Origin of the sequence: Rhizobium sp. PDO1-076 (assembly GCF_000247475.1) — a bacterium.
Lineage (GTDB): Bacteria > Pseudomonadota > Alphaproteobacteria > Rhizobiales > Rhizobiaceae > Allorhizobium.
This window is the reverse complement of record NZ_AHZC01000066.1, coordinates 20,889-43,261: the sequence shown is the minus strand read 5'-3', so window position 1 is coordinate 43,261 and position 22,373 is coordinate 20,889. Positions and strand designations below refer to the sequence as shown.

Here is a 22,373-nt window from a genome sequence, read left to right as displayed (position 1 = left end):
GTTTTGTGCCGCCTGTGCCGATTCAGGGGGCTGTTTTTGCTGCTTTGCGATACAGCACATGCCGTCTCAGCCCCGGATGAGTGTCCGGTACGCGTGGATGATCGAATGCGCCATTTTCGACGGCTGACATGCCGATTCGCTGCATGACGGCAATGGAGCGGGTATTTGCTTCGACCGCAAAGGAATAGATTTCGTGCAAGCCCTTGTTGTCGAAGCCATAATGGCAAAGTGCTCTTGCTGCTTCGGTGACGTAGCCATTGCCCCAGAAACGGGTGGCGAGCCGCCAGCCGATCTCGATTGCATCGTCAGGCAGGATTTCGGACAGACCCGCCGGAGACAGGCCGCAAAACCCCATGGCCTCATCCGTTGCCTTGTCCGCCATGGCGTAGAAGCCAAGACCGGTATCGGCAATCATCGACGTGACTTTGTCCATCAGCGCGTCGGCGTCTTCGCGGCTACGCCGGAACGGAAAAAATTCCATCACCTTTGGATCGCGGTTGATCTCGCGGAATAGATCCCGGTCGGTTTCGCGCCAGTTGCGTAGATAAAGCCTTGTGGTTTCCAGGACGATCATGGCTCTCCCTGCCGGATCAGGCCGTAACGAAGTCCGTCATTCGATAACCCTGCAAATAGAGCAGGGCGGTCAGGTCAGCGTGGTCGATGCGGATTTTCGCCTGGGCTGCGACCGTCGGCTTGGCATGCAGGGCGACGCCGGAACCAGCGATGCCAAGCATGCCGAGGTCATTGGCGCCATCGCCGACGGCAAGCGTGTCCTCCGGTCGGAGGCCGAGCCTGTTTGCGATTTCGAGCAGCGAATCAACCTTGGCCTGTTTGCCGAGGATAGGCTCAGCGACCTCACCGGTCAGCAGTCCGCCGCTTTCCATCAGGATATTGGCGCGGTTTTCGTCAAATCCCAGCGTTGCGGCGATCTTCGAGGTGAAGACGGTGAAGCCGCCGGAAACCAAGGCCGTGTAGTAGCCTTTCGCTTTCATCGTAGCGATCAGTTCCCGCCCGCCGGGTGTCATCGTGATACGCTTGGCGATCACCTCGTCGACCACCGAAATCGGCAGGCCCTTGAGCAGGGCAACGCGCTCGCGAAGGGCCGGCTCGAAGGCAATTTCGCCGTTCATCGCCCGGGCGGTGATCTCGGATACCTTGTCTTTCAGGCCGACTTCGGCTGCCAGCTCGTCGATGCATTCCTGACCGATCATGGTCGAATCCATGTCGGCGATCAGGAACTGCTTGCGTCGGGTGTCCGCGTCCTGGACGACGACATCGATTGGCAGGTCCGCGATGGCGTCGCGCAAGCGGTTTTCGGCAATCACCGCTTCGGTACCGTCTTTCAGAGCGATGTCGCAGGCAATGCCGTCGGCAAGCCAGTAAAGACCAGAGGCTGAAACAGCGGCTGCGGCTCCTTCGCCCAATGCCTGGGTGAGAACGGGATTTGACGGATTGGCAACAAGCGTGGCAACCAAGGCCATGATGGAAGATCCTAGACAAGACATCGACGCGATCCTGATAACCGGGCCGACCGCCAGCGGCAAGTCCGCAATGGCTCTTGAACTGGCGCGTCGCCATGATGGTGTCGTGATCAATGCCGACAGCATGCAGGTTTACGATACCTTGCGTGTGGTGACGGCGCGGCCGAGTGAGGCCGACATGGAGGGCGTCCCGCACCTGCTTTATGGCCACGTACCGGCGTCAACCAGCTATTCAACCGGGGACTGGCTGCGCGAGGTTGGAGTCGTTCTGGGTGGTCTGAAGGCCGAGGGCCGCATGCCGGTGATCATCGGCGGCACGGGGCTCTATTTCAAATCTCTGACCGGTGGACTGTCGGATATGCCGGCTATTCCAACGGCTATCCGTGACGCCCTGCGTCAGCGGGCTGTCGATGAGGGGGCGGAAGCGCTTCATGCCGAACTTTCCGGGCGCGACCCGGTGGTGGCTGAGAAGCTCCGACCACAGGATGGTCAGCGGATCGTCCGGGCGCTTGAAGTGCTGGAAGCGACCGGGCGGTCGATCTCGAGTTTTCAGGGCAAGGCGGGTCCGATGATTGTCGATCCGGCGCGGGCGGAGAAGTTCGTGGTTCTGCCCGACCGGGCCGTTTTGCACGAACGGATCAATCGGCGGTTTTCGATGATGATGGAAGACGGCGCCATCGAGGAGGTGCAGGCTTTGCTCGCTCAGGGGCTGTCACCGGAGATGCCGGCGATGAAGGCGATCGGCGTCAGCCTGATCGCCGATATGCTGGCGGGCAGGGTCAGTCGAGAGGAGGCGATCGAACGCGCCTCGGCGGCTACGCGGCAATATGCCAAACGGCAAATGACCTGGTTCCGCAACCAGATGGACGACAGCTGGTCGAGGATCGATCCGGCGCAACGAAAGCCCGTTTAAATTGCCGTAACCGCTTCACTTCAGCCGGAGCTCAGTCCTTCTTGTAGAGGCTTGAGAGCGGCTTCTTCAGGATGCTTTCGCGCAGCGACGGCCCAGGCTCGCGGCGCAGTGTCGAGGTGCCGAAGCCTGGCGTCGTGGCTACCGGTTCCCTGGCGAAGGCGGGAGCCGGGGCCGGAGGTTCCGGGCGATAGCGCTGGCCGTCATCCGCCGGCGGGTTGCGTGGCAGCATGTCGGGCCGATAGGGCTCAATCGGTGGCATTTCGGATGCCGGGAGTGTGTTGCGGAAGGGTGGAGGCTCGTAGGATGGCGGCGCAACGGATGGTCGCTGCTCGCTGACAGCAAAGGCCGGTGCGGAATAGTCGTCGTTATAGTCATCGGGCTCTTCATCGTCATAGAGGCCCGAAGGATCGCCTAAGCCGCGACTGCCAAGCATGCTGGAATCGAAGCTCTGCTGGAATGCTGAAATATCCGGTGCAGCGATGGCGCGCATGCGGCCGACAATCGTGCGCAGATCGACAGTGTCGGGTGATTCTTCCGAGCTCTTGGCCGTCGCGCCATTGGCCTTCGGCAGGTGGCTGGTATCGACGCGGGTGAAACGCATGCGCATCGGGACGGCAATCGCTTCACCAAAGGCGATGGCCTCCCCATTGCCAATCGAGGAAATGAAGCTTGTCGTCGAGATCGAGCTATCGGGAATGGCCGAGCGGATGATCTCCTGGTCGCGATCGTTCGACAGGCGCATGGCAAACAGCGTCGAGCACTGGGACAGGATGGTCTGGTCCAGCTCGCCCGGGCGCTGGGTGATGATGCCGAGCGAGACGCCGTATTTACGGCCTTCCTTGGCAATACGGGCGATGGCCTGGCGCGTCGGGATGAAGCCGAGGCTCTGGTCGGCGGGCACATAGCGGTGGGCCTCTTCGCAGACGACCAGCATATGGATCGCGCCGTTGGACCAGAGGGCAAGTTCGAAGGCCATGCGGCAGAGAACCGAGGCGACCGAGTTGACCACTTCGGAAGGGATGCCGGCGAGCTGGAAGGTGGAGATCGGTCGATCGTCGCCCGGAATGCGGAAGATGTGGGCGATGGTCTCCATGATCGTGTCGCTGATCGTGTTGCTGGAGAACATGAAGTGATAGCGCGGATCGTTGATCGCCGACATGATGCGCATTTTCAGCGCCCGCAGGAACGGCTTTTCGCCGCGCCCTTCGAGGCGACCGATGCGTTCGTCGATCAGGGCCATCAGATCGGCAATGCGATAGGGAACGGGCGTGTCGGCGGTCATCGAACTCTTGTCCGATGCACGGCGCATCAGGGCCGATTCGTTGCCGCGGAAGGCGCGCTTGGCCTCCGGCATCAGATCGCGCAGGATATCCAGCTCTTCGGGGACGGGCGGGCGGCCACGGAACAGCACTTCGGCAAATTCTTCCAGCCGCATTAGCCAGAAGGGCAGGTCCAGTGTATCGGTGTCGATGACCACGGCGTGATCTGGGAAGGCTGCGGCAAACTCGTTGTGCGGATCGAGGATCAGCACACGCAGTTTCGGATCGCTTTCAATCGCCTTGCGCAGGAGAAGGGAAACCGCGGTTGACTTGCCCACACCTGTCGAGCCGACAACCGCAAAGTGTTTCGACAGCATGGATGGAACATGGATGGCGGCGTCGATCGTCTCGTCCTGGGTCAGCTTGCCGATGACGCAGGTGTCGCCCTGACGAGTGTCGTAGATGCGCAGCAGGTCGGCTGCGCGGATGCGGTGGGCGATGGCACCCAGATACGGATAGCGCGAGATGCCGGTGGAGAAGATTTCCGATCCGTCATCGCCGACATGGACCTCGCCGAGAAGTTCGACTTCGATGAGGAAGGTATTGTCCTCGCCTTCGCCCCAGTCCTTGCTGCCCGTCTGCATTGAATAGGCGAGCGCCACGACTCGGTTCTTGCCGACGGTGATCGAGATCAGCCGTCCGACCGACCAGAGTTCGGTCAGGTCGGTGCCACCATCTTCGGCGACAGCCGCAATTGTTGCGCGGGCGCCATTACAGGCGACGACGCGTCCGAGCATTCGGTTGCCGGGCCGCATGACATCGCGGCGGTCTTGGTCTCCGGCAGCGCCAGACTTGTGAAGATCATCGTTCAACAAGAAAACTCCCAGTTAGACGAGAGCGTATCCGTGAACGACTTAAGACTTCGTATAGCTGCGGCGCACGCGACGGTCTCAGATCAGTTGCGCAATAAAACTGCGCCAAAGGGCGCAAAAATTCATCAATGATGCGTTGACGCTTAGATCGTTTGTGGCTAACACTTCGCACCATGAAAAACTCGAACGTACTTATCGTGGTGGGACAGCGCATGGGCAGGATGGTGTAACCATCCGGCGTTAGCCACCCATGCGCTAGATGACAGGCTCCTCAAGGGGCCTTTTTTTATGCCCAAAACCGGGGTATCAGCCCTAAAAATCCAGAAGGCAGATGGAAACCACAGCATGACGGGTAAAGACAACCAGATGACCGGCGCCGAAATCGTTCTGCGCGCGCTGAAAGACAATGGTGTAGAGCACATCTTCGGCTATCCCGGAGGCGCCGTGCTTCCGATTTATGACGAGATCTTCCAGCAGGACGATATCCAGCACATCCTCGTTCGCCACGAGCAGGGTGCTGGTCATGCTGCCGAAGGCTATGCACGCTCGACCGGCAAGGTCGGCGTGTTGCTGGTCACCTCGGGCCCCGGTGCGACCAATGCCGTGACGCCGCTGCAGGATGCGCTGATGGACAGCGTTCCGCTTGTCTGCATTTCCGGCCAGGTTCCGACCGCCCTGATCGGCTCGGACGCCTTCCAGGAATGCGACACCGTCGGCATTACCCGCCCGTGCACCAAGCACAACTGGCTGGTCAAGGACGTCAACCAGCTTGCCGGTATCATCCATGAAGCCTTCCGTATTGCTCAGTCTGGCCGCCCGGGTCCGGTTCTGGTCGATGTGCCGAAGGACATCCAGTTTGCCACTGGCACCTATACGCCGCCGGAAGCGCACAAGCCCGCCAGCAGCTATCAGCCGAAGCTGCAGGGCGATCAGCGCGCTATTCATGCTGCCGTCGAACTGATGGCCAATGCCCGTCGTCCTGTCATCTATTCCGGCGGCGGCGTGGTCAATTCCGGCCCGGAAGCCAGCAAGCTGCTGCGCGAACTGGTTGGGCTCACCGATTTTCCGATCACGTCGACGTTGATGGGGCTGGGTTGCTATCCGGCATCGGGCAAGAACTGGCTCGGCATGCTCGGCATGCATGGTTCTTATGAAGCGAACATGGCGATGCATGACTGTGACGTCATGGTCTGCATCGGCGCACGCTTCGACGACCGTATCACCGGCCGGTTGAATGCGTTTTCGCCGAACTCGAAGAAGATCCATATCGACATCGATCCGTCGTCGATCAACAAGAATGTTCGTGTCGATGTGCCGATCACCGGCGATGTCGGCAGCGTCCTGGAAGACATGGTTCGTGCCTGGCGCGCCCTGCCGAAGAAGCCGGATACGGCGCAGACGGTCGAGTGGAAGGAGAGCATCACCAAGTGGCGGGCTCGCAATTCCTTCGCATACACGCCGTCCAAGGACGTCATCATGCCGCAATATGCGCTGCAGCGGCTCTATGAGCTGACCAAACATCGCGACACCTACATCACAACCGAAGTCGGTCAGCACCAGATGTGGGCGGCCCAGTATATCGGCTTCGAACAGCCGAACCGCTGGATGACGTCGGGTGGTCTCGGCACGATGGGCTACGGCCTGCCGGCCGCCATCGGCGTTCAGGTCGCGCATCGCGACGCATTGGTCATCGATGTTGCGGGCGACGCCTCGATCCAGATGTGCATCCAGGAAATGTCCTGCGCCATCCAGCACGAGCTGCCGGTCAAGGTGTTCATCCTCAACAACCAGTATATGGGCATGGTGCGCCAGTGGCAGCAGTTGCTGCACGGCAACCGCCTGTCGAATTCCTATACGGAGGCGATGCCGGATTTCGTCAAGCTGGCGGAAGCTTACGGCGCCGTTGGTCTGCGCTGCGAAAAGCCGGATGAACTGGACGACAAGATCAACGAAATGATTTCGGTCAACAAGCCGGTGATCTTCGACTGCCGCGTGGCCAATCTCGCCAATTGCTTCCCGATGATCCCGTCGGGCAAGGCACATAACGAGATGCTGCTGCCGGACGAGGCGACGGACGAAGCCGTTGCCAACGCGATCGATGCCAAGGGCCGCCAGCTCGTTTAACCGAAGGATTGAAGACCATGAGTGCACAGCTTCAGCCGACCGGTTCGGCCTATTTCATCTCCAAGGAAACCGCAGCGGTCGAGAGCCACACGCTCTCGGTTCTGGTCGACAACGAGCCGGGCGTGCTTGCCCGGGTCATTGGCCTGTTTTCCGGTCGCGGCTACAACATCGAAAGCCTGACGGTTTCCGAAACCGAGCATGAGGCACATCTGTCGCGCATTACCATCGTGACACGGGGTACGCCGAGCGTGCTCGAGCAGATCAAGGCACAGCTCGAGCGTATCGTGCCCGTGCATCGGGTTCTCGACCTTACGGTTCGGGCGCGCGAACTTGGCCAGGAGCGGCCGATCGAGCGGGAAGTGGCGCTGGTCAAGGTTGTCTCGTCGGGCGAAATGCGGGCAGAGACTTTGCGTCTGGCCGATGCTTTCCACGCCAAGGTGGTGGATGCGACGGTTGAACATTTCATCTTTGAGATCACCGGCAAGTCGTCGAAAATCGATCAGTTCGTGGCGATCATGAAGCCGCTTGGCCTGAACGAGATTTGCCGGACGGGGATTGCCGCGATGAACCGTGGCTCGCAGGGTATGTAAGGTCCGCGATATCGCGTTGAATTCTTCGACGGGCGGCTTTGGCCGCCCGTATGCGTTTGAGGCTGGGGGCTCAGTCGAGGGCGGAAAGGAAATCCAGAAGGCCCATCTGCTGTGGCATCTCCTTTTCCGGTTTGCCCGGCTTCTTTTCCACTGCCTCGATGGATGCCTTCTTGTCCAGTTCCTTGGATTTCTTCTCGCCGGAGCTTGTTGGCTTGTCGGCTGCTTTTTTCGTTGTCTTTGTGATTTCGCCGCTTTCGCGCGGAGCTACATGGTCGACAAAACCTTGCAGCGTCCGGCGCAACGGATCCGGCAAGAGGCTGTAGTGGATGAACTGTCCGCGTTTGTCGCCCTCGATCAGGCCCGCATTCTCGAGAATGGCAAGATGCTGTGAGATCGACGGTTTCGCCATGTCGAAACGCGAGGAAATTTCGCCCGCAGTCAGGCTTGAGCCGGAAAGATGAACGAGGATCATGCGCCGGGGCTCCGAGGCCAGCGCATTGAAAACGCGTTGGGAGGCCCGGTCCATGATGTCGTTTGTGACATCCTTCTTCTGCTTCTTGCTCATCAGGGACACCCGTCACGCCTTTGCTGGAGAAAAGGAAGTTAGGAAATGCCCTAATTCCCTTTCTGCCTCGCGTAAAGGCGCCGGAATTGCCCGCGAAGCGCTGAGCATTGCAAGGATGGACTTACTCACAACATTTCGAGGGGCATCTTGCTTGATGGTGGCGGGAAGGCGACATCCAGCCGGTCGAAATCCTCGTCGGTGATGTCCAGTTCCACGGCATCGCGGTTTTCCTGCAAGCGGCTCAGGCTGACGGTCTTTGGGATCGGTATGACCCCCTCGCGGTCGAGAAGAAAGGCGAGGGCAATCTGGGCCGGCGTCGCCTGGTAGGCTTTGGCAATATGGACGAGCTCCTGATGCCGGAGCAAGCGCCCCTGCTCGATGGGTGAATAGGCCATGATCGGGACATGGCGCTCCTGGCACCAGGGCAGAAGATCATACTCGATGCCTCGGCGTGAGAGATTGTAGAGCACCTGGTTGACCGAGCAGTTCTTGCCGTCGGGCAGTTGGAAGAGTTCTTCCATGTCATCGAGGTCGAAGTTGGAAACGCCCCAGGACTTGATCTTGCCGGCAGCCTTCAATGTTTCGAGTGCGCCGACTGTATCGGCAAGCGGGTGCTCGCCGCGCCAATGCAGCAGGTAGAGATCCAGATAGTCGGTTCCGAGGCGCTGGAGGCTACTGTTGCACGCTTCGATCGTACCCTCGAAACTGGCATTCCACGGCAGGACCTTGGAAATGAGGAAGGCTTGCTCCCGTTGGTCTTTCACCGCTGCGCCGACAATCCTCTCGGATTCGCCAGCCGCATACATTTCCGCCGTATCGATCAGCGTCATCCCGAGTTCGAGGGCATGGCGTACCGCCGCGATTTCATCCGCCATGCGCCCTTTGTCCTCCCCCATCATCCAGGTGCCGAGACCGATGGTCGGCACGCTTGCGCCGCCTGGAAGGTTGACGGTCGGGATAGGGTCGTTCATGGCGCTCTCCTCGAATTCCGGCTGCGAAGATAGCAGTGAATGCGGAGCTTGCAAGAATGGTGAGTTGCGACGGGTTCGTGTCACGGAGACAAGTGACCGGCTGGTCAGCCATGTTGGGACAGCTATGCTGACCCAAAAATTGAACGGGAGGACGTCCATGTCCATCGACACATTGCTGGCGTTGATTCTTTTTGCCTTTTCGACGTCCATCACGCCAGGACCGAACAATATGATGCTGTTTGCTTCGGGCGTGAATTTCGGCTTCCGTCGCACGATTCCGCATATGTTCGGGATCGGTGCCGGATTCCTGTCGCTACTGCTCGGGGTTGGCCTTGGCCTTGGTGCGGTGCTGGCAACGGTGCCCCTGGTCTATACGGGCCTGAAGATCGCCGGCGGGCTGTACCTGATCTGGATCGCCTGGAAGATAGGCACGTCGCGAACGCTGGGTCAGGGTGAGACAAAGGCCAGCCCGATGACTTTCCTGGGAGCGGCAGCCTTTCAGTGGGTCAATCCGAAAGCCTGGGTGATGGCTGTCACGGCCATGGCGGTCTATCCCGATCCACAGAACTATGCCCTGACGGTGGGTGTCGTCGCGCTGGTCTTTGCAGCAGTGAATGTGCCAAGTGTTTCAACCTGGGCAGGCTTCGGCTCTGCGCTCCGAGAGTGGCTGTCGGTTCCCGTGCGGCTCAAATGGTTCAATATTACCATGGCCATCTTGCTGGTTCTCAGTCTCTGGCCCATGTTGAAATAACCGTAGCCGGCCGTCGCCGGCTTTGAGAGATGCGGCACATCATGATGGATATTGTTGGTTCCGGCTTTGTCGGCTTCGGTTTCGTTCTGGGCGCCGTCGGGCTTGTTCTCGGCAGCTATTTTCTGGCGCGCCGGCTTCTGACCAGCGGCGACGAGGGTGATCGAACGCATGACGCAGCCAGCACGGTAGCCGTTCGCGTGGCGGCGCTGCACGGGCTCATCCTGGCGCTCGTCTATGCCCAGGAACTCGACGACTACAAGGGCATCCGCACGGACCTGACCCAGGAGGCCGTGGCGATATCTGATGTTTTCAATGATGCGGCGCGCTATGACGGGCCGATAGTGGTTCCGGTCCAGCAACATCTGGCGCGCTATGTCGCGCTGGTGGTCGATGAGGAGTGGCAACGGCTCGCGCAGAGGCAAGGGCTGTCAGCGTCCGCCTGGGTCGAATGGGACAAGGCATACAACATCCTTCTCGACCTAGAGCCGTCGAGCGACCGGCAACGTTATCTTGCCCAGCACATGCGCCAGCGCATCACCGACATTGCCGGATTTAGGCAGACGCGTGAGGCGCCGACACTTGGTACGTTTGCCGGCCTGTTCTGGGCGCCGGCATTGATTGGCCTGATCTGTGTTGCTGCACCTTTCTATGTCTATCGGCCCACGCGCACGCATATTGCCCTGCTGTCGATGTTTGGCGCCTATTCCGGCGTCATCCTGTTCTTCATTTTTGCCTTCTCAAATCCATTTGCAGCACCCGGCCGGCTTGAGCCCGCACCGTTCCTGCACTTGCTGAAAGGCGATATAGGCAAGGCCTTGCCGATAGCAAAATGACAGGAACGGCTCTCCCAAGTTCTTGGCAGGCCGGGAGACGAAGCTTACAACCGTTCGTACAATCCTCTGGGAGGCTCGTCCTTGGTTCACGACCACAATCATTCCGACGACCATGATGCGCATGACGAACATCACGGTCATCACCACGACAACCAGTATTTAGACATGCAGGCGCGGGTGAAGGCGCTGGAGACCTTGCTGACGGACAAGGGCCTGATCGATCCTGCAGCGATCGACGCGATTGTCGACACCTATGAAACGAAGGTCGGGCCACGCAACGGCGCCAAAGTCGTTGCGAGAGCGTGGAGCGATCCGGCCTTTGCAACCTGGCTGAAATCGGATGCGACCGCGGCCATTGCCAGTCTGGGCTTTGCCGGTCGGCAGGGCGAGCATATGCGTGCCGTGTTCAACACGTCCGAGAGCCACAACATGGTCGTCTGCACGCTGTGCTCGTGTTATCCGTGGGCGGTGCTCGGACTTCCGCCGGTCTGGTACAAGGCGCCGGCCTATCGGTCGCGCGCGGTGATTGATCCGCGCGGCGTGTTGGAAGAGTTTGGTGTCGCCCTGCCGGACGGCGTCAAAATCCGTGTCTGGGATTCGACCGCGGAACTGCGATATCTGGTGGTGCCTTTGCGACCGGTCGGCACGGAGGGCTTCAGCGAAGAGCAACTGGCTGATCTCGTCACCCGCGATGCAATGATCGGAACAGGTCTTGCGCTTGCGCCGGAGGATATCCGATGAACGGCCCGCATGATCTCGGCGGCCAGATGGGGTTCGGCCCGATCGCTGCGGAGCGAAACGAACCTTATTTTCACGCCGAATGGGAAAAGCGCGCACTCGGCATTACCTTGTCCTGCGGCACCTTCGGTGCCTGGACACTCGATGAAAGCCGGCATGCGCGGGAAAGCATTCCGCCGGCCGACTATCTTGCGGCAAGCTATTACGAGGTGTGGATCCGCGGTATCGACACACTGCTGGAGCGGCATGGGTTTGCCAGCCGCGAAGAGTTGTCGTCGGGGCAGCATATCGCGCAAGGTGTCCGGCCAAAACGTGTGCTGAAGGCGGATATGGTTGAAAGCGTGCTGGCCAAGGGTGGCGCCTGCGACCGTCCGGTTCAGACGGCCGCGAGGTTTGCCGTTGGGGACCAGGTCAGGACGAAGAATTTCCATCCGCTCGGCCACACGCGCTTGCCGCGCTATGCCCGCGCCAAGCGCGGCGTTGTCGAAGCCGTGCAGGGCGGGTTCGTTTTCCCGGATGACAATGCCCATCACAACGGCGAAAATCCGCAATGGGTCTACACGGTCGTCTTCACCGCCGACGAGATCTGGGGCGAGGGTGCCGATTCTTCGTTGAGCATTTCCATCGATGCCTGGGAGAGCTATCTTGAGCGCGTGTGAACCCCCGTCACCGCTGTCGCAGTCTCCGGGCCGGCCGAGATCAACCGAAGGCGATCCCGTCTTTGCCGAGCCTTGGCATGCGCAGGCCTTTGCGCTGACGGTGCATTTGCATGACCGAGGACTTTTCGACTGGAGCGAATGGGCGGCCAGCCTGTCGCTTGAGGTGCACAAGCCGGGCAGGGCCTTGGACGGCTCCGACTATTTCGATGCCTGGGTTGCGGCCTTGACGGCATTGCTGGTCGGCAAGGGCGTGGCGGAACCTGAACAGGTTCTGGCCTTGCAGAAGCGTTGGCAGCGCGCGGCGGAAGCCACACCGCATGGCAGCCCGATCGAATTGGCAAATGCCCCGCTGGTCGTCTGATGTCCACTCTTTGTTCTTGTTTTCGGCCTTTTGACTTGCAATCAAAGCTCGAATCCGCGCATGCCTAGGTGATGGAATTTGCTCCGCAACAAGATGAAGCCCTGAAGGCCGTTTCCAAATGGTTGAAAGAGGGCAAATCGCCGATCTTCAGGCTGTTTGGCTATGCCGGGACCGGCAAGACGACGCTTGCGAAACATTTCGCCGAGCATGTCGACGGCGATGTGCTTTTCGCGGCCTTCACCGGCAAGGCAGCCCAGGTGTTGCGTTCGCGTGGGGCGTCCAATGCCAAGACCATCCATTCCCTCATCTACCGGCCGCGCGGCGAAGAGGCTGTCGAGGACGAGGAGACCGGCAAGACATCGATCGCGCCGATGTTCTCGATCAACCGGCAGAGTCCAGTCGCCAAGGCGGCAATGATCGTCATCGACGAATGCTCGATGGTCGATGAGCAGCTTGGCCGCGACCTGATGAGCTTCGGTACGCCGATCCTGGTGCTTGGGGATCCTGGACAGTTGCCGCCGGTCACCGGTGGCGGCTATTTCACGGAGCAGGAGCCGGACTATCTGCTGACGGATATCCACCGCCAGGCACGCGACAATCCGATCATCCAGCTTGCCATGCATATCCGCGAGGGCAAGGAGATCATGTATGGCGACTACGGGTCGACCGCGCGGGTCATCTCGAAGAACGAGGTGAATCAGGAACTGGTACTCGAGGCCGACCAGGTTCTCGTCGGGACCAACAAGACGCGCCGCCGCTACAACAAGCGCCTGCGTGAGTTGAAGGGGTTTACCGTCGAACATCCGCAAGCGGGCGACAAGCTCGTGTGCCTGCGCAACGATCAGGTCAAAGGTTTGCTCAACGGCTCGCTCTGGCAGGTCATGACATCCTCGCGGGAAACCGTAAAACCCGGGATCAACCTGCTGATCAAGCCAGAAGACGACGACATGGATCGCGGGGCGGCCAAGATCAAGCTGCTGAAAGCGGCCTTCGAGGACATCGAGGCCGAGGTGCCATGGACGACGCGCAAGCGCTATGACGAATTTGACTACGGCTATGCCCTGACAGTGCACAAGGCACAGGGTTCGCAGTGGAACAATGTCGTGCTGTTCGATGAGAGCTGGGCGTTTCGCGATACCCGCGAGCGTTGGCTCTACACGGCTGTCACCCGTGCGGCGGAGACGCTGACAATCGTGCGGTGATCGACCGACGTCGATGCCGCCGGCACTTGATGCACAGCAAGGTTTATCCCGCGGTGGGCCAAGCGGCCGTAGTGCAGACGTTCCAGATCAACTGGCGATCATTCCGAGCAAGACGGCCTTCGCGATGGCCTGGAAACGGTTTTGGGCACCGATCTTTTGAATGAGCCCGTTTTCGATCTCGGTTACTTCGTCGATTTTCATCTGGAAGTTCCTCGCGATCCGGCTTGTCGTATGTCCCTCGGCCATCATATGCAGGCAGCGATGCTCGATGTCGGAGAGATCTACCGTCTGCCTTGTCGGGGCAGTTCGTCCGGATGTCGCCGTTGCCTCGTTGGCCAGCAGTGTGTTGACCTGCTGCAATTGCCGGTGGATCGTCGAGAGGCTTGCGGTCAGCTCCCGTTGCCGTGTCATCAGTGCGTCTTCCAGCAGCGCGTTGGCCTCCGTCCGTGACTGGGCTGCGGACAGACGTTCGAACAGATCCTGAATGACAGATATTGGCATGCCGACTTCCCGGCATGTGTTGATGACCGCCATGCGTGCGACATCGGATTGGCCGTAGACGCGCATCAAGCCCATCCGGCCGGCGCCGATCAGGCCTTTTTCCTCATAGAAGTGAAGCGTCCTGTGGGTGATGCCGAAAAGTTCGGCCATGTCTGCGATTGCGACGGGCTCGGACGGCACATTGGGTGGCAATATGATATCTGGCAGGACAATCCGATCATCCCGCATGCGTCCGGTCGGTTTTTCTATTTTATGCAGATTTTTCGGACCGTTCGCCATGACTCCTCCCGTCCCCCAGCGTGTCGCTCGTCTGCTATTTTTTTCCGATGCACTCCTGCTATCTGCTGATCAACCGCAGAGCGTGTTCCAACTCTGCTCCTGTGAGCAGACGCTATATTTATATTACTTTTCGCCGAAATAAATAAATCTCTGCCACTGTAACGCTTGGTGAAGGGCGTTCTGCAATTTTTCGCATGGCGAACACGTAGGCGCGAACGGGTTGGCTCAGCCACGAAAAGCGGTGAGCGCCAGCAATTTGGGGATTTCGGTCACGATGTCATGTTGCCCGCTAAGCCCCACCCAGCGTTGCTGATGGCTTCTGGCATTTTGATAGGCGTCGTCGGTGCGCAGCAAGGCATAGCGATAGGTGGCATCGAGACATAGCATGAGCTGGCTTGAAAGGCCGCTCGCGTGGCAAAACTGATAGAGATGTCCGGGGAGTGTCAGCGTTGATCCGGTATACTGGTTAGCCAGGGCGCCGAGCTGAAGGACGGTACCGGATACGGTCTGCGGATGGATTTCTTGCGCGAGCGTCTGGCCGGATGCCACATGACGGAGCTTGACCTGGAGTGTGCCGTCATGGTGATCGGTTTTTACCTCCAAGACGAAAAACAGGTCTGTGGTATTTACCGATTGAGGCTCTGATCCCGGTTCGGGGCTGTCGCCAAGGGCGGCCAGTGAAACACCCCAGAGCCGGTCTGCCCAGAGACGAACTGCATTGCAGAAGATGTCGCCACGCCAGTCGCTTCCGGTTTCGATTTCAAAGAACAGCCGCGGCAATGCTCGGACAAGGTGGCCCGTCGAGGTCGGACCGGACAGTGTCGACCGTTCCCGGGGACCGGCTCCCACGGGCTGCTCCGCGACGAGGGTAGTATGATCCGGACTGCGGCGCGCGGGGACTGCACGCTCGTACAACGGCACATAGCCGCCCAGTGGAATACGGATGCGAAGTTGCTGGTTGCGCCCTTCATCGGCATAAAACTGGTTGAGAAGACGCCTGAGTTTACCGGCCTGAACCCGAACCAAGGGATCTGTTCCCGGATCGAAGGCCTCGTCGCGGCTGAAGACGTCTATCCCGATCGTGTACCCTTTCAGTTGATGACCGCGGCCAAGCTGTTCCATTTCGACCACGAATTTCAGGAATGAGCGCAAGCGTTCCGACCGAGAGAATGTCTGGCTGGCAAGAATTGTCTGCAAAGCCTGGTGAATCTCGTCGCGGTCGGCCCGCTGTTCGGCGCTCATTGCTTCTCCACGGACGGTTCGATCATTTTAGCAAACCCCTGAAATGTCGCGAATGGATTGTAAGCCGGACAGATGTTTTGTGCGTTTTGTCACACGGTTTAATCTGACTAATCTATCCAGGCCTTGCGTCAATACCCCAAAGTCTGCGGGGTCGCTGAAACGTGCGGATACTACTTATCAATTCGTTGTATCGGTTCATCTGCAATTCTCGTTGGTCTTCCCGTCGATGATGTCCTAAGGATGCGGTTCGTTTCAGACCTTTGGACAAGATCGAATGCCGACCAAGCTTTCCGTCAATCTCAATGCCATCGCCATGCTTCGCAATCGCCGGGATTTGCCGTGGCCGAGCGTGGCGGATCTGGGGCGCATTGCCCTGCAGGCCGGGGCAAGTGGCCTGACGGTGCATCCGCGACCCGACCAGCGGCACATCCGCTTCAGCGACCTGCCGCTGCTGCGGGCCCTGATCGATGACGAATTTCCGCAGGCAGAATTCAATATCGAAGGATATCCGACCGAGGAGTTCCTTGCCCTGTGCGAGGCGATCGAGCCGGAGCAGGTGACCCTTGTGCCGGATGATCCATCGCAGGCGACATCCGACCACGGCTGGGATCTGATCGCACATGGAGACGACCTGAAGAGGATTGTCGCCCGGCTTCGTGCCAAGGGCATGCGCGTGTCGCTGTTTGTCGATGGAGATGGGCAAACCGATACGATGGCTCTGGCCAAGGCGACCGGTGCCGAGCGTGTCGAGCTGTATACAGGGCCTTATGGTGGCTGTTTTGACAATCCTGAAGCGGCCGGGCGTGAGATTGCTTTGCTCGGCGCGACGGCCGATGCGGCCATTGCTGCGGGGCTCGCCGTCAATGCGGGTCACGACCTGACGGTTGCGAACCTGCCGGCTTTGGTCAGGCGCATTCCGACGCTGGCCGAGGTCTCAATTGGCCACGGCCTGACAGCCGATGCGCTCGAATACGGAATGGCAGAAACGGTACGCCGTTTCTGCCGCGCTTGTGGTCAGACGATCTGAACCCTTGCCGATTTCAGGCGGCGTTGGTCGCCAAACCGTTGGCCAAGCAGAAATCGACGGCCGACTCGGCATGGAGGGTGGTCGAATCGAAACCCGGCAAAGGCAGGGCGGTCGGGTCGAGGATCAGGCAGATTTCCGTGCAGCCCAGGATCACGCTGTCGGCACCCTCTGCCTTGGCCTGTTCGATGATGGCCATAAGCTTTTCGCGTGAGCTGTCGATGACACGGCCGGCGCAGAGTTCATCAAAGATGATGTTATGGGTCGCGGTGCGACCACCGGCATCCGGCACCATGATCTCGACGCCGTTCCGGCGCATGCGCTCGGCATAGAAGCCGTGCTCCATGGTATAGCGGGTTGCCAGTAGCAGCGGCCGCTTGGCGCCATTCTTCTTCAGGGCGGTCGCTGTCTCGTCGATGATGTTGATCAGCGGCACGTTGATGCGGGCCTGAACCTCGCCTGCGACCAGGTGCATCGTGTTCGTGCAGATCAGGACGCAGCTTGCTCCGGCTTTCTCCAGCCCTACTGCCACGTCTCCCAGGCGGCGCGCGGCATCATCCCAGCGACCGGCCTTTTGCAGTGCGACGATGCTTTCGAAATTGACGGAGTGCATGATGACTTCGGCCGAGGTCAGTCCGCCGAGCCTGGTCCGTACGGCTTCGTTGATCAGCCGGTAGTAAACGGCTGAACTTTCGAAACTCATCCCACCGATCAGGCCCATCATCTGCATAGCAATCTCCTTGTGTTTTGATGGTTGATGATCGCCGATTTGGCTCGCATCTGGTGTGCGATTTTGGCGGCAATAGCGCCTTTTCTTGCAAATCAAGACGTGTCATTTGTCTTTTTGGCGCGCAAATTTTGCGTCTTTGATTTCAGTTGTCGGAGAATATCAGCGTGATTGACGAAAGAGACCGGAAGATTCTCGAGTGGTTGCAAATGGACTGCGCCATTGCGGTCACGGATCTGGCCGAGAAGGTATCGCTTTCCGTGTCAGCTTGCTCACGCCGCATCCAGAAACTGGAGGAGGGGGGCTATATCGCTCGGCGCATTGCCGTGCTCGATCGCGAGAAGATGGGCGTGCCGACCACCGTTTATGCGCTGATCAAGACTGCCCACCACGCCGACGAATGGATCGAGGAATTCCGTCGGGCTGTCGGCGACATCGCCGAGATCGTCGAAGCCCATCGGCTCACCGGGCATTACGACTATATCCTGAAGGTCGTGTTGCCGAGAGTGGAGCATTACGACGTGGTCTATCGGCGGCTGGTCAAGCGGATCGAATTGTTCGATGTGTCGGCGTCGATATCGATGGAGACGCTGAAAAGCGGTTCGGCGATCCCTGTCGACTACGCGCGGTAGCCGGGTATAAAAAGCCCCGGAGCATTCACTTCGGGGCTGTTCGGCGAGCAGGTGAGACGTCAGATCAATCGTTGATGATGCCACGCTGAACCAATGTCACGGTGTGATCGGCGTTGACCCTGTAGACTTCCCGAATCTTGTCGCCTTTGAAATTGAAATTGTGGAACAGGGTCGATCCTACGGGGGCCTTCACGATATTGGCCTGCTTGCCGGCATAGGTAATCGAGCCCGGAATCGGTTCGAGCGCGAAGGCGGCAGATGCGCTGGCGAGTGCGGCGATGAGTGCGGTGGCGGCAATGATTTTCATGATCTTGCTCCTGATTTTATCGGGGAACGAAGTATCTCGTTCGGCAATGTGGATGTGGCGCCCAGACCTAAAAATTTCAATACCACATTGCGCGCAATCGAACTCTTTGGTTCGGTTGATTCCTTTTTATTTCTCTCGCAGCTAAAAATTTAACGCAATAAAAACAATTGCATAAATGTAGCATTCGCGGCAAAAATAGGAGTGAAGTATTATTATTATTATTGCTCCATTCACCTATTCGTGACTGAACTTGGGCGCGACCGGGCCTTGGCGCTGAACGTGCAGATGCTCAAAGCTTTTGCAGCGAGCGCTGCAAAATGCTTGCAAAAATAACAAGGCAGCTCTTGACCCGACACGCGTCTGGGCTCATAACGAGCAAGAACCGTACCGTACGGTACTCGGAGGCCGTCATGTCGAGCGAGAGCAGTCAGAATACCGAATTCACCCCACGCCAGAACGCTGTGCTGGCGGAAGCCTTGCGTTTGCTGGTCGAAGGTGGTGACAAGGCTGTGACGACGGCCGGCTTGGCCCGTGCGGCCAATTGCTCCAAGGAAAGCCTCTACAAGTGGTTCGGTGACCGCGACGGTTTGCTGTCGGCGATGATTTCCTACCAGGCCAGCAAGGTCCGCACGTTCGAGCGGCCGGGCGAGCGGCTGACCGCGGCAAGCCTCACCGATCATCTCGAGGTGTTCGCCAAGGATCTGCTCGAAGTGCTGGCAGGCGATGTATCGCTGGCGCTCAATCGCCTCGCCATCGGTCAGTCGAGCCGGGACGGCTCCAAGTTTGGCACTCTGCTGCTGGAGCGCGGCCGTCGGCAGATCGATCGCAGGGCGCGGGCGCTGCTCGAGGCGGGACAGCGCGATGGCCTGTTGCGCTTCAATGATGGCGAGGAAGCCTATCGTACGCTTTACGGGTTGATCGTCAGCGACCTGCATGTCCGCATGCTGCTCGGCGATATGCCACAGACGACGAGTTTCGGGTCGAGGGCCTCGAAGGCGGTTCACGCCTTCCTGATGCTCTACGGCACGGAGAGGATTTTGGCGGGTCTGGACGGGACCTCCCGTGCCGGCGTGTCGAACAACAACATTCACCACAACTGAGAAGCATAGGGAAGGAATACGAATATGCGCGTCTATTACGATCGTGATGCGGACTTGAACCTCATCAAGGCCAAGAAGGTAGCAATCATCGGTTACGGTTCCCAGGGTCGTGCGCATGCGCTCAACCTGAAGGATTCGGGCGCCCAGAACATGGTTGTCGCTTTGAAGGCCGGTTCGCCGACCGCCAAGAAGGCCGAAGCCGATGGTTTCAAGGTCATGACGGTTGCTGAAGCTGCCGCATGGGCCGACCTGATGATGATGGCAACCCCGGACGAGTTGCAGGCCGACATCTACCGCGATGAGATCGCCGGCAACATCCGCGACGGTGCGGCCATCGCATTTGCCCATGGCCTCAACGTTCATTTCGGCCTGATCGAGCCAAAGGCGTCGGTTGACGTCGTGATGATCGCGCCGAAGGGCCCGGGCCACACCGTTCGTGGCGAATACCAGAAGGGCGGCGGCGTTCCCTGCCTCGTTGCCATTCATCAGAACGCGTCGGGCAATGCGCTTGAACTGGCTCTGTCCTACGCTTGCGGCGTCGGCGGCGGTCGTTCGGGCATCATCGAAACCTCGTTCAAGGAAGAATGCGAAACCGACCTGTTCGGCGAGCAGGTCGTTTTGTGCGGTGGTCTCGTTGAACTGATCCGCGCCGGCTTCGAAACGCTGGTCGAAGGTGGCTACGCGCCGGAAATGGCGTATTTCGAATGCCTGCACGAAGTGAAGCTGATCGTCGACCTGATCTATGAAGGCGGCATCGCCAACATGAACTACTCGATCTCCAACACGGCTGAGTGGGGCGAATATGTCACCGGCCCGCGCATCATCACGGCTGAAACAAAGGCTGAAATGAAGCGCGTCCTGACCGACATCCAGACCGGGAAGTTCACCTCGGACTGGATGCAGGAATATCGTGCCGGTGCAGCCCGCTTCAAGGGTATCCGCCGCATGAACGACAGCCACCAGATCGAGGAAGTCGGCACCAAGCTTCGCGCCATGATGCCCTGGATCGGCAAGAACAAGCTGGTCGACAAGGCTCGCAACTAATCCGAGCGTTTCGACGGACTATGTCCGTCCCTGCAGTTCGCTGAATTTCCAGCCGGGGGCCGAAAGTCTCCCGGTTTTTTACCGTCGGATGCGCGATGATCTTTTGCTCGCAAAAATGACTTTTGTTCAATTTTATCCATGCAATGGCGCTATAGTGCAAAGATGTCGATTGAACATTCTAGCGGTTGTGCAGGCGGTATTGCGCTTACTTCTTGGTGATTTACGATTATCTAAAATATTTGCTTGAGTTGAGTCTGTTTTTAAGAATATTAGCAATTTGTATACCGGTGTTCATACACTTTATCGGTGTGCGAACCATGGGTGTTTCGCCATTCGCATCGGTTGGATGCATGGGGGAAATTGCATGCCTATCTTGAGAAATATAAGGGACTCCCTGGCTGAATCCGAGGCCCTGAGGCGCTCGCAGGCGGTGATCGAGTTCGATCTGAATGGCATCATTCTGACAGCCAATGAAAATTTCTGCATGGCGGTGAGCTATGCACTGTCCGAGATCCAGGGAAAACATCACCGGATGTTTGTTGATCCGGTCGAAGCGGCGTCGCCCGAGTACTCTTCGTTTTGGCAGCAGTTGCGCAGTGGGAAATTTGATCGCGGGCAGTATCTCCGTGTCGCCAAGGGTGGGCGGGAAATTTGGATCGAAGCGTCCTACAACCCACTGATGAAGGGCGGAAAGCCCTACAAGGTGGTGAAATACGCCACCAACATCACCGCAGCCAAGATCCGCGCGATGGAGGATGACGCCAAACTCAAGGCCTTGTCAGCATCGCAGGCAGTCATTGAATTCCAGCCGGACGGCACCATCCTGACGGCCAACGAGAATTTCTGCAAAGGCCTCGGCTACAGCCTTGCAGAAATTGTCGGCAAACATCACCGGATGTTCTGTGATCCGACCTATGTCAATTCGGATGACTATCAGGCGTTCTGGGGCAGGCTGGCCAGCGGCGAAATCTTCTCCGACGAGTTTCGCCGTGTCGCTAAAGATGGGCGAGATGTATGGATCCAGGCGAGCTACAATCCGGTGTTCGATTCGTCCGGCAAGGTCTACAAGGTGATCAAGTTCGCCACCGATGTCTCGTCACGGATGGACGCGATTGCGCAATTGGCCGGTTCTCTGAGTGGTCTGGCGGACGGCGATCTGACCTGCAGTCTGGACCGTCCTTTCGTGCCGACCATGGAAAAGGTCAGGAATGACTTCAACGAAGCGCTGACGCGATTGAAGCAGACGATTTGCACCGTTACGACCAATGCGCGTTCCATCGCATCGAGTACCGGTGAGATCTCCGATGCAGCCAATCAGCTTGCGCGTCGGACCGAAGTTCAGGCAGCCTCGGTCGAGGAATCTGCCGCGGCTCTCGAGGAAATTACCACCACTGTGGCGGAGTCCGCCAAGCGTGCGACGAATGTTGGAAAGCTTGTCGAGCAGACCCGTGCCAACGCAGAAAAGTCAGGTGCTGTGGTCCGCGATGCGGTCGGCGCCATGAGCGAGATCGAGCAATCCTCGAAACAGATTTCCAGTATTCTCGGCGTGATTGATGAAATCGCCTTCCAGACCAATTTGCTGGCGCTCAACGCCGGTGTCGAGGCTGCAAGGGCAGGTGAGGCGGGCAAGGGCTTTGCTGTGGTGGCGCAGGAGGTGCGTGAACTCGCACAGCGCTCGGGGAGTGCCGCCAAGGAGATCCGCCAGTTGATCAGCACCTCGGCGGCGCAGGTCAGTCGTGGCGTAGACCTTGTCGGGCAGACGGGTTTGTCGCTTGAACAGATCGCCAGCCAGGTCGAGGATATCACCGTGAACATCCGGGCGATCATCGAGGCAACTGAAGAACAGTCCGGATCGCTGAAAGACATCAACAGTTCGGTGAACCAGATCGATCAATCGACCCAGCAGAACGCTGCCATGGTAGAAGAGACTTCGGCAGCCGCGCACTCGCTATCGCGTGATGTCAACGGGCTGTTCCAGCTAGTTCAGCAGTTCAAGACAGCAACGTCCGTGCCGCAGCAAAGAGGACTGCATGCGGCTTGAAGCCAGCGTTGCCGGCACCCAACCGGTGTGTGAATTTCTAGAGATTCCGGGTGCCGATGCGGCTCCCGGGATCTGTCTTCTTGCGTTTTGACTATCAAAAAACATAATCAATTTTGCTTGTGTGTTTCTGATGGTTTTGTTCTTTTCAATGACTTAT

At 58.8% G+C, this 22,373-nt stretch carries 23 protein-coding genes; 14 read left to right on the top strand and 9 right to left on the bottom strand.

What is annotated here, in order from left to right; genetic code table 11:
• Nucleotides 1-22: 22 nt before the first annotated feature.
• The gene (locus tag PDO_RS05630) at nucleotides 23-574 is read right to left on the bottom strand and encodes a GNAT family N-acetyltransferase (RefSeq protein ID WP_007598990.1); all 552 of its coding nucleotides are present in this window, start codon (nucleotides 572-574) and stop codon (nucleotides 23-25) included.
• Between the two features lie 16 nt (nucleotides 575-590).
• Nucleotides 591-1,481 carry a phosphoserine phosphatase SerB gene (serB, locus tag PDO_RS05625; RefSeq protein ID WP_007598989.1) on the bottom strand — a complete coding sequence of 297 codons (891 nt, stop codon included), beginning with the start codon at nucleotides 1,479-1,481 and terminating at the stop codon, nucleotides 591-593.
• 1 nt (nucleotide 1,482) lies between these two features.
• On the opposite strand from serB, the gene miaA reads away from it, so the two are divergent.
• Complete coding sequence (gene miaA / locus PDO_RS05620) at nucleotides 1,483-2,394, top strand: tRNA (adenosine(37)-N6)-dimethylallyltransferase MiaA (RefSeq protein ID WP_007598988.1); 912 nt, start codon at nucleotides 1,483-1,485, stop codon at nucleotides 2,392-2,394.
• A 31-nt stretch (nucleotides 2,395-2,425) separates the two neighbouring features.
• Here the strand turns inward: miaA and PDO_RS05615 are convergent, their stop codons facing one another.
• Nucleotides 2,426-4,528, bottom strand: coding sequence for an ATP-binding protein (locus tag PDO_RS05615; RefSeq protein ID WP_007598987.1), 2,103 nt, complete (start codon nucleotides 4,526-4,528; stop codon nucleotides 2,426-2,428).
• A gap of 342 nt (nucleotides 4,529-4,870) precedes the next feature.
• Here PDO_RS05615 and PDO_RS05610 point away from each other — a divergent pair, with 342 nt between their 5' ends.
• Nucleotides 4,871-6,649, top strand: coding sequence for an acetolactate synthase 3 large subunit (locus PDO_RS05610; protein WP_007598986.1), 1,779 nt, complete (start codon nucleotides 4,871-4,873; stop codon nucleotides 6,647-6,649).
• A gap of 17 nt (nucleotides 6,650-6,666) precedes the next feature.
• Nucleotides 6,667-7,239: an acetolactate synthase small subunit gene (gene ilvN / locus PDO_RS05605; protein WP_007598985.1), complete on the top strand. Its 573-nt coding sequence runs from the start codon at nucleotides 6,667-6,669 to the stop codon at nucleotides 7,237-7,239.
• Nucleotides 7,240-7,309: 70 nt separating this feature from the next.
• Here ilvN and PDO_RS29395 read toward each other — a convergent pair whose 3' ends face one another.
• Nucleotides 7,310-7,804 (bottom strand): metalloregulator ArsR/SmtB family transcription factor, encoded by a 495-nt coding sequence (locus PDO_RS29395; protein ID WP_007598983.1) that lies wholly within the window; start codon nucleotides 7,802-7,804, stop codon nucleotides 7,310-7,312.
• A gap of 125 nt (nucleotides 7,805-7,929) precedes the next feature.
• Nucleotides 7,930-8,775: an aldo/keto reductase gene (locus tag PDO_RS05595; RefSeq protein ID WP_007598981.1), complete on the bottom strand. Its 846-nt coding sequence runs from the start codon at nucleotides 8,773-8,775 to the stop codon at nucleotides 7,930-7,932.
• A 157-nt stretch (nucleotides 8,776-8,932) separates the two neighbouring features.
• On the opposite strand from PDO_RS05595, the gene PDO_RS05590 reads away from it, so the two are divergent.
• From PDO_RS05590 to PDO_RS05565, 6 genes are all read left to right on the top strand, one after another.
• Nucleotides 8,933-9,526 (top strand): LysE family translocator, encoded by a 594-nt coding sequence (locus PDO_RS05590; protein WP_007598979.1) that lies wholly within the window; start codon nucleotides 8,933-8,935, stop codon nucleotides 9,524-9,526.
• Between the two features lie 41 nt (nucleotides 9,527-9,567).
• A complete protein-coding gene (locus PDO_RS05585) occupies nucleotides 9,568-10,359 on the top strand; it encodes a bestrophin-like domain (protein WP_007598977.1) in 792 nt (263 codons plus the stop codon).
• Nucleotides 10,360-10,524: 165 nt separating this feature from the next.
• Nucleotides 10,525-11,100: a nitrile hydratase subunit alpha gene (nthA, locus tag PDO_RS05580; RefSeq protein WP_085995746.1), complete on the top strand. Its 576-nt coding sequence runs from the start codon at nucleotides 10,525-10,527 to the stop codon at nucleotides 11,098-11,100.
• On the top strand, nucleotides 11,097-11,756 hold the full coding sequence (nthB, locus tag PDO_RS05575; protein ID WP_007598973.1) for a nitrile hydratase subunit beta: 660 nt from the start codon (nucleotides 11,097-11,099) through the stop codon (nucleotides 11,754-11,756). Before nthA ends, nthB begins: the two co-directional genes overlap by 4 nt.
• The gene (locus tag PDO_RS05570) at nucleotides 11,743-12,117 is read left to right on the top strand and encodes a nitrile hydratase accessory protein (protein ID WP_007598971.1); all 375 of its coding nucleotides are present in this window, start codon (nucleotides 11,743-11,745) and stop codon (nucleotides 12,115-12,117) included. Before nthB ends, PDO_RS05570 begins: the two co-directional genes overlap by 14 nt.
• A 71-nt stretch (nucleotides 12,118-12,188) precedes the next feature.
• The gene (locus tag PDO_RS05565; RefSeq protein WP_007598969.1) at nucleotides 12,189-13,319 is read left to right on the top strand and encodes an ATP-dependent DNA helicase; all 1,131 of its coding nucleotides are present in this window, start codon (nucleotides 12,189-12,191) and stop codon (nucleotides 13,317-13,319) included.
• Nucleotides 13,320-13,406: 87 nt separating this feature from the next.
• On the opposite strand, the gene PDO_RS05560 is transcribed toward PDO_RS05565, so the two are convergent.
• Both PDO_RS05560 and PDO_RS05555 read right to left on the bottom strand, forming a co-directional pair.
• Nucleotides 13,407-14,099, bottom strand: coding sequence for a MerR family transcriptional regulator (locus PDO_RS05560; protein WP_007598967.1), 693 nt, complete (start codon nucleotides 14,097-14,099; stop codon nucleotides 13,407-13,409).
• Nucleotides 14,100-14,324: 225 nt separating this feature from the next.
• Nucleotides 14,325-15,341 carry a hypothetical protein gene (locus PDO_RS05555; protein ID WP_007598965.1) on the bottom strand — a complete coding sequence of 339 codons (1,017 nt, stop codon included), beginning with the start codon at nucleotides 15,339-15,341 and terminating at the stop codon, nucleotides 14,325-14,327.
• 274 nt (nucleotides 15,342-15,615) lie between these two features.
• Here PDO_RS05555 and PDO_RS05550 point away from each other — a divergent pair, with 274 nt between their 5' ends.
• The gene (locus tag PDO_RS05550; protein WP_007598963.1) at nucleotides 15,616-16,368 is read left to right on the top strand and encodes a pyridoxine 5'-phosphate synthase; all 753 of its coding nucleotides are present in this window, start codon (nucleotides 15,616-15,618) and stop codon (nucleotides 16,366-16,368) included.
• 13 nt (nucleotides 16,369-16,381) lie between these two features.
• Here PDO_RS05550 and PDO_RS05545 read toward each other — a convergent pair whose 3' ends face one another.
• The gene (locus PDO_RS05545) at nucleotides 16,382-17,095 is read right to left on the bottom strand and encodes an aspartate/glutamate racemase family protein (RefSeq protein ID WP_007598961.1); all 714 of its coding nucleotides are present in this window, start codon (nucleotides 17,093-17,095) and stop codon (nucleotides 16,382-16,384) included.
• Nucleotides 17,096-17,259: 164 nt separating this feature from the next.
• Here PDO_RS05545 and PDO_RS05540 point away from each other — a divergent pair, with 164 nt between their 5' ends.
• Nucleotides 17,260-17,724, top strand: a complete 465-nt coding sequence (locus PDO_RS05540) for an Lrp/AsnC family transcriptional regulator (RefSeq protein ID WP_007598953.1) — start codon at nucleotides 17,260-17,262, stop codon at nucleotides 17,722-17,724.
• Nucleotides 17,725-17,788: 64 nt separating this feature from the next.
• Here PDO_RS05540 and PDO_RS05535 read toward each other — a convergent pair whose 3' ends face one another.
• Nucleotides 17,789-18,031 (bottom strand): hypothetical protein, encoded by a 243-nt coding sequence (locus PDO_RS05535; RefSeq protein ID WP_007598951.1) that lies wholly within the window; start codon nucleotides 18,029-18,031, stop codon nucleotides 17,789-17,791.
• A 410-nt stretch (nucleotides 18,032-18,441) separates the two neighbouring features.
• Between PDO_RS05535 and PDO_RS05530 the strand changes: the two genes are divergently transcribed.
• The 3 genes from PDO_RS05530 (at nucleotide 18,442) to PDO_RS05520 (ending at nucleotide 22,216) form a co-directional block, all read left to right on the top strand.
• The gene (locus tag PDO_RS05530) at nucleotides 18,442-19,131 is read left to right on the top strand and encodes a TetR/AcrR family transcriptional regulator (RefSeq protein ID WP_007598947.1); all 690 of its coding nucleotides are present in this window, start codon (nucleotides 18,442-18,444) and stop codon (nucleotides 19,129-19,131) included.
• 24 nt (nucleotides 19,132-19,155) lie between these two features.
• On the top strand, nucleotides 19,156-20,175 hold the full coding sequence (gene ilvC, locus PDO_RS05525) for a ketol-acid reductoisomerase (RefSeq protein WP_007598944.1): 1,020 nt from the start codon (nucleotides 19,156-19,158) through the stop codon (nucleotides 20,173-20,175).
• 364 nt (nucleotides 20,176-20,539) lie between these two features.
• Entirely contained in the window at nucleotides 20,540-22,216 is a 1,677-nt protein-coding gene (locus tag PDO_RS05520; protein WP_007598943.1) for a methyl-accepting chemotaxis protein, read from the top strand.
• The last annotated feature ends 157 nt before the right edge of the window (nucleotides 22,217-22,373 follow it).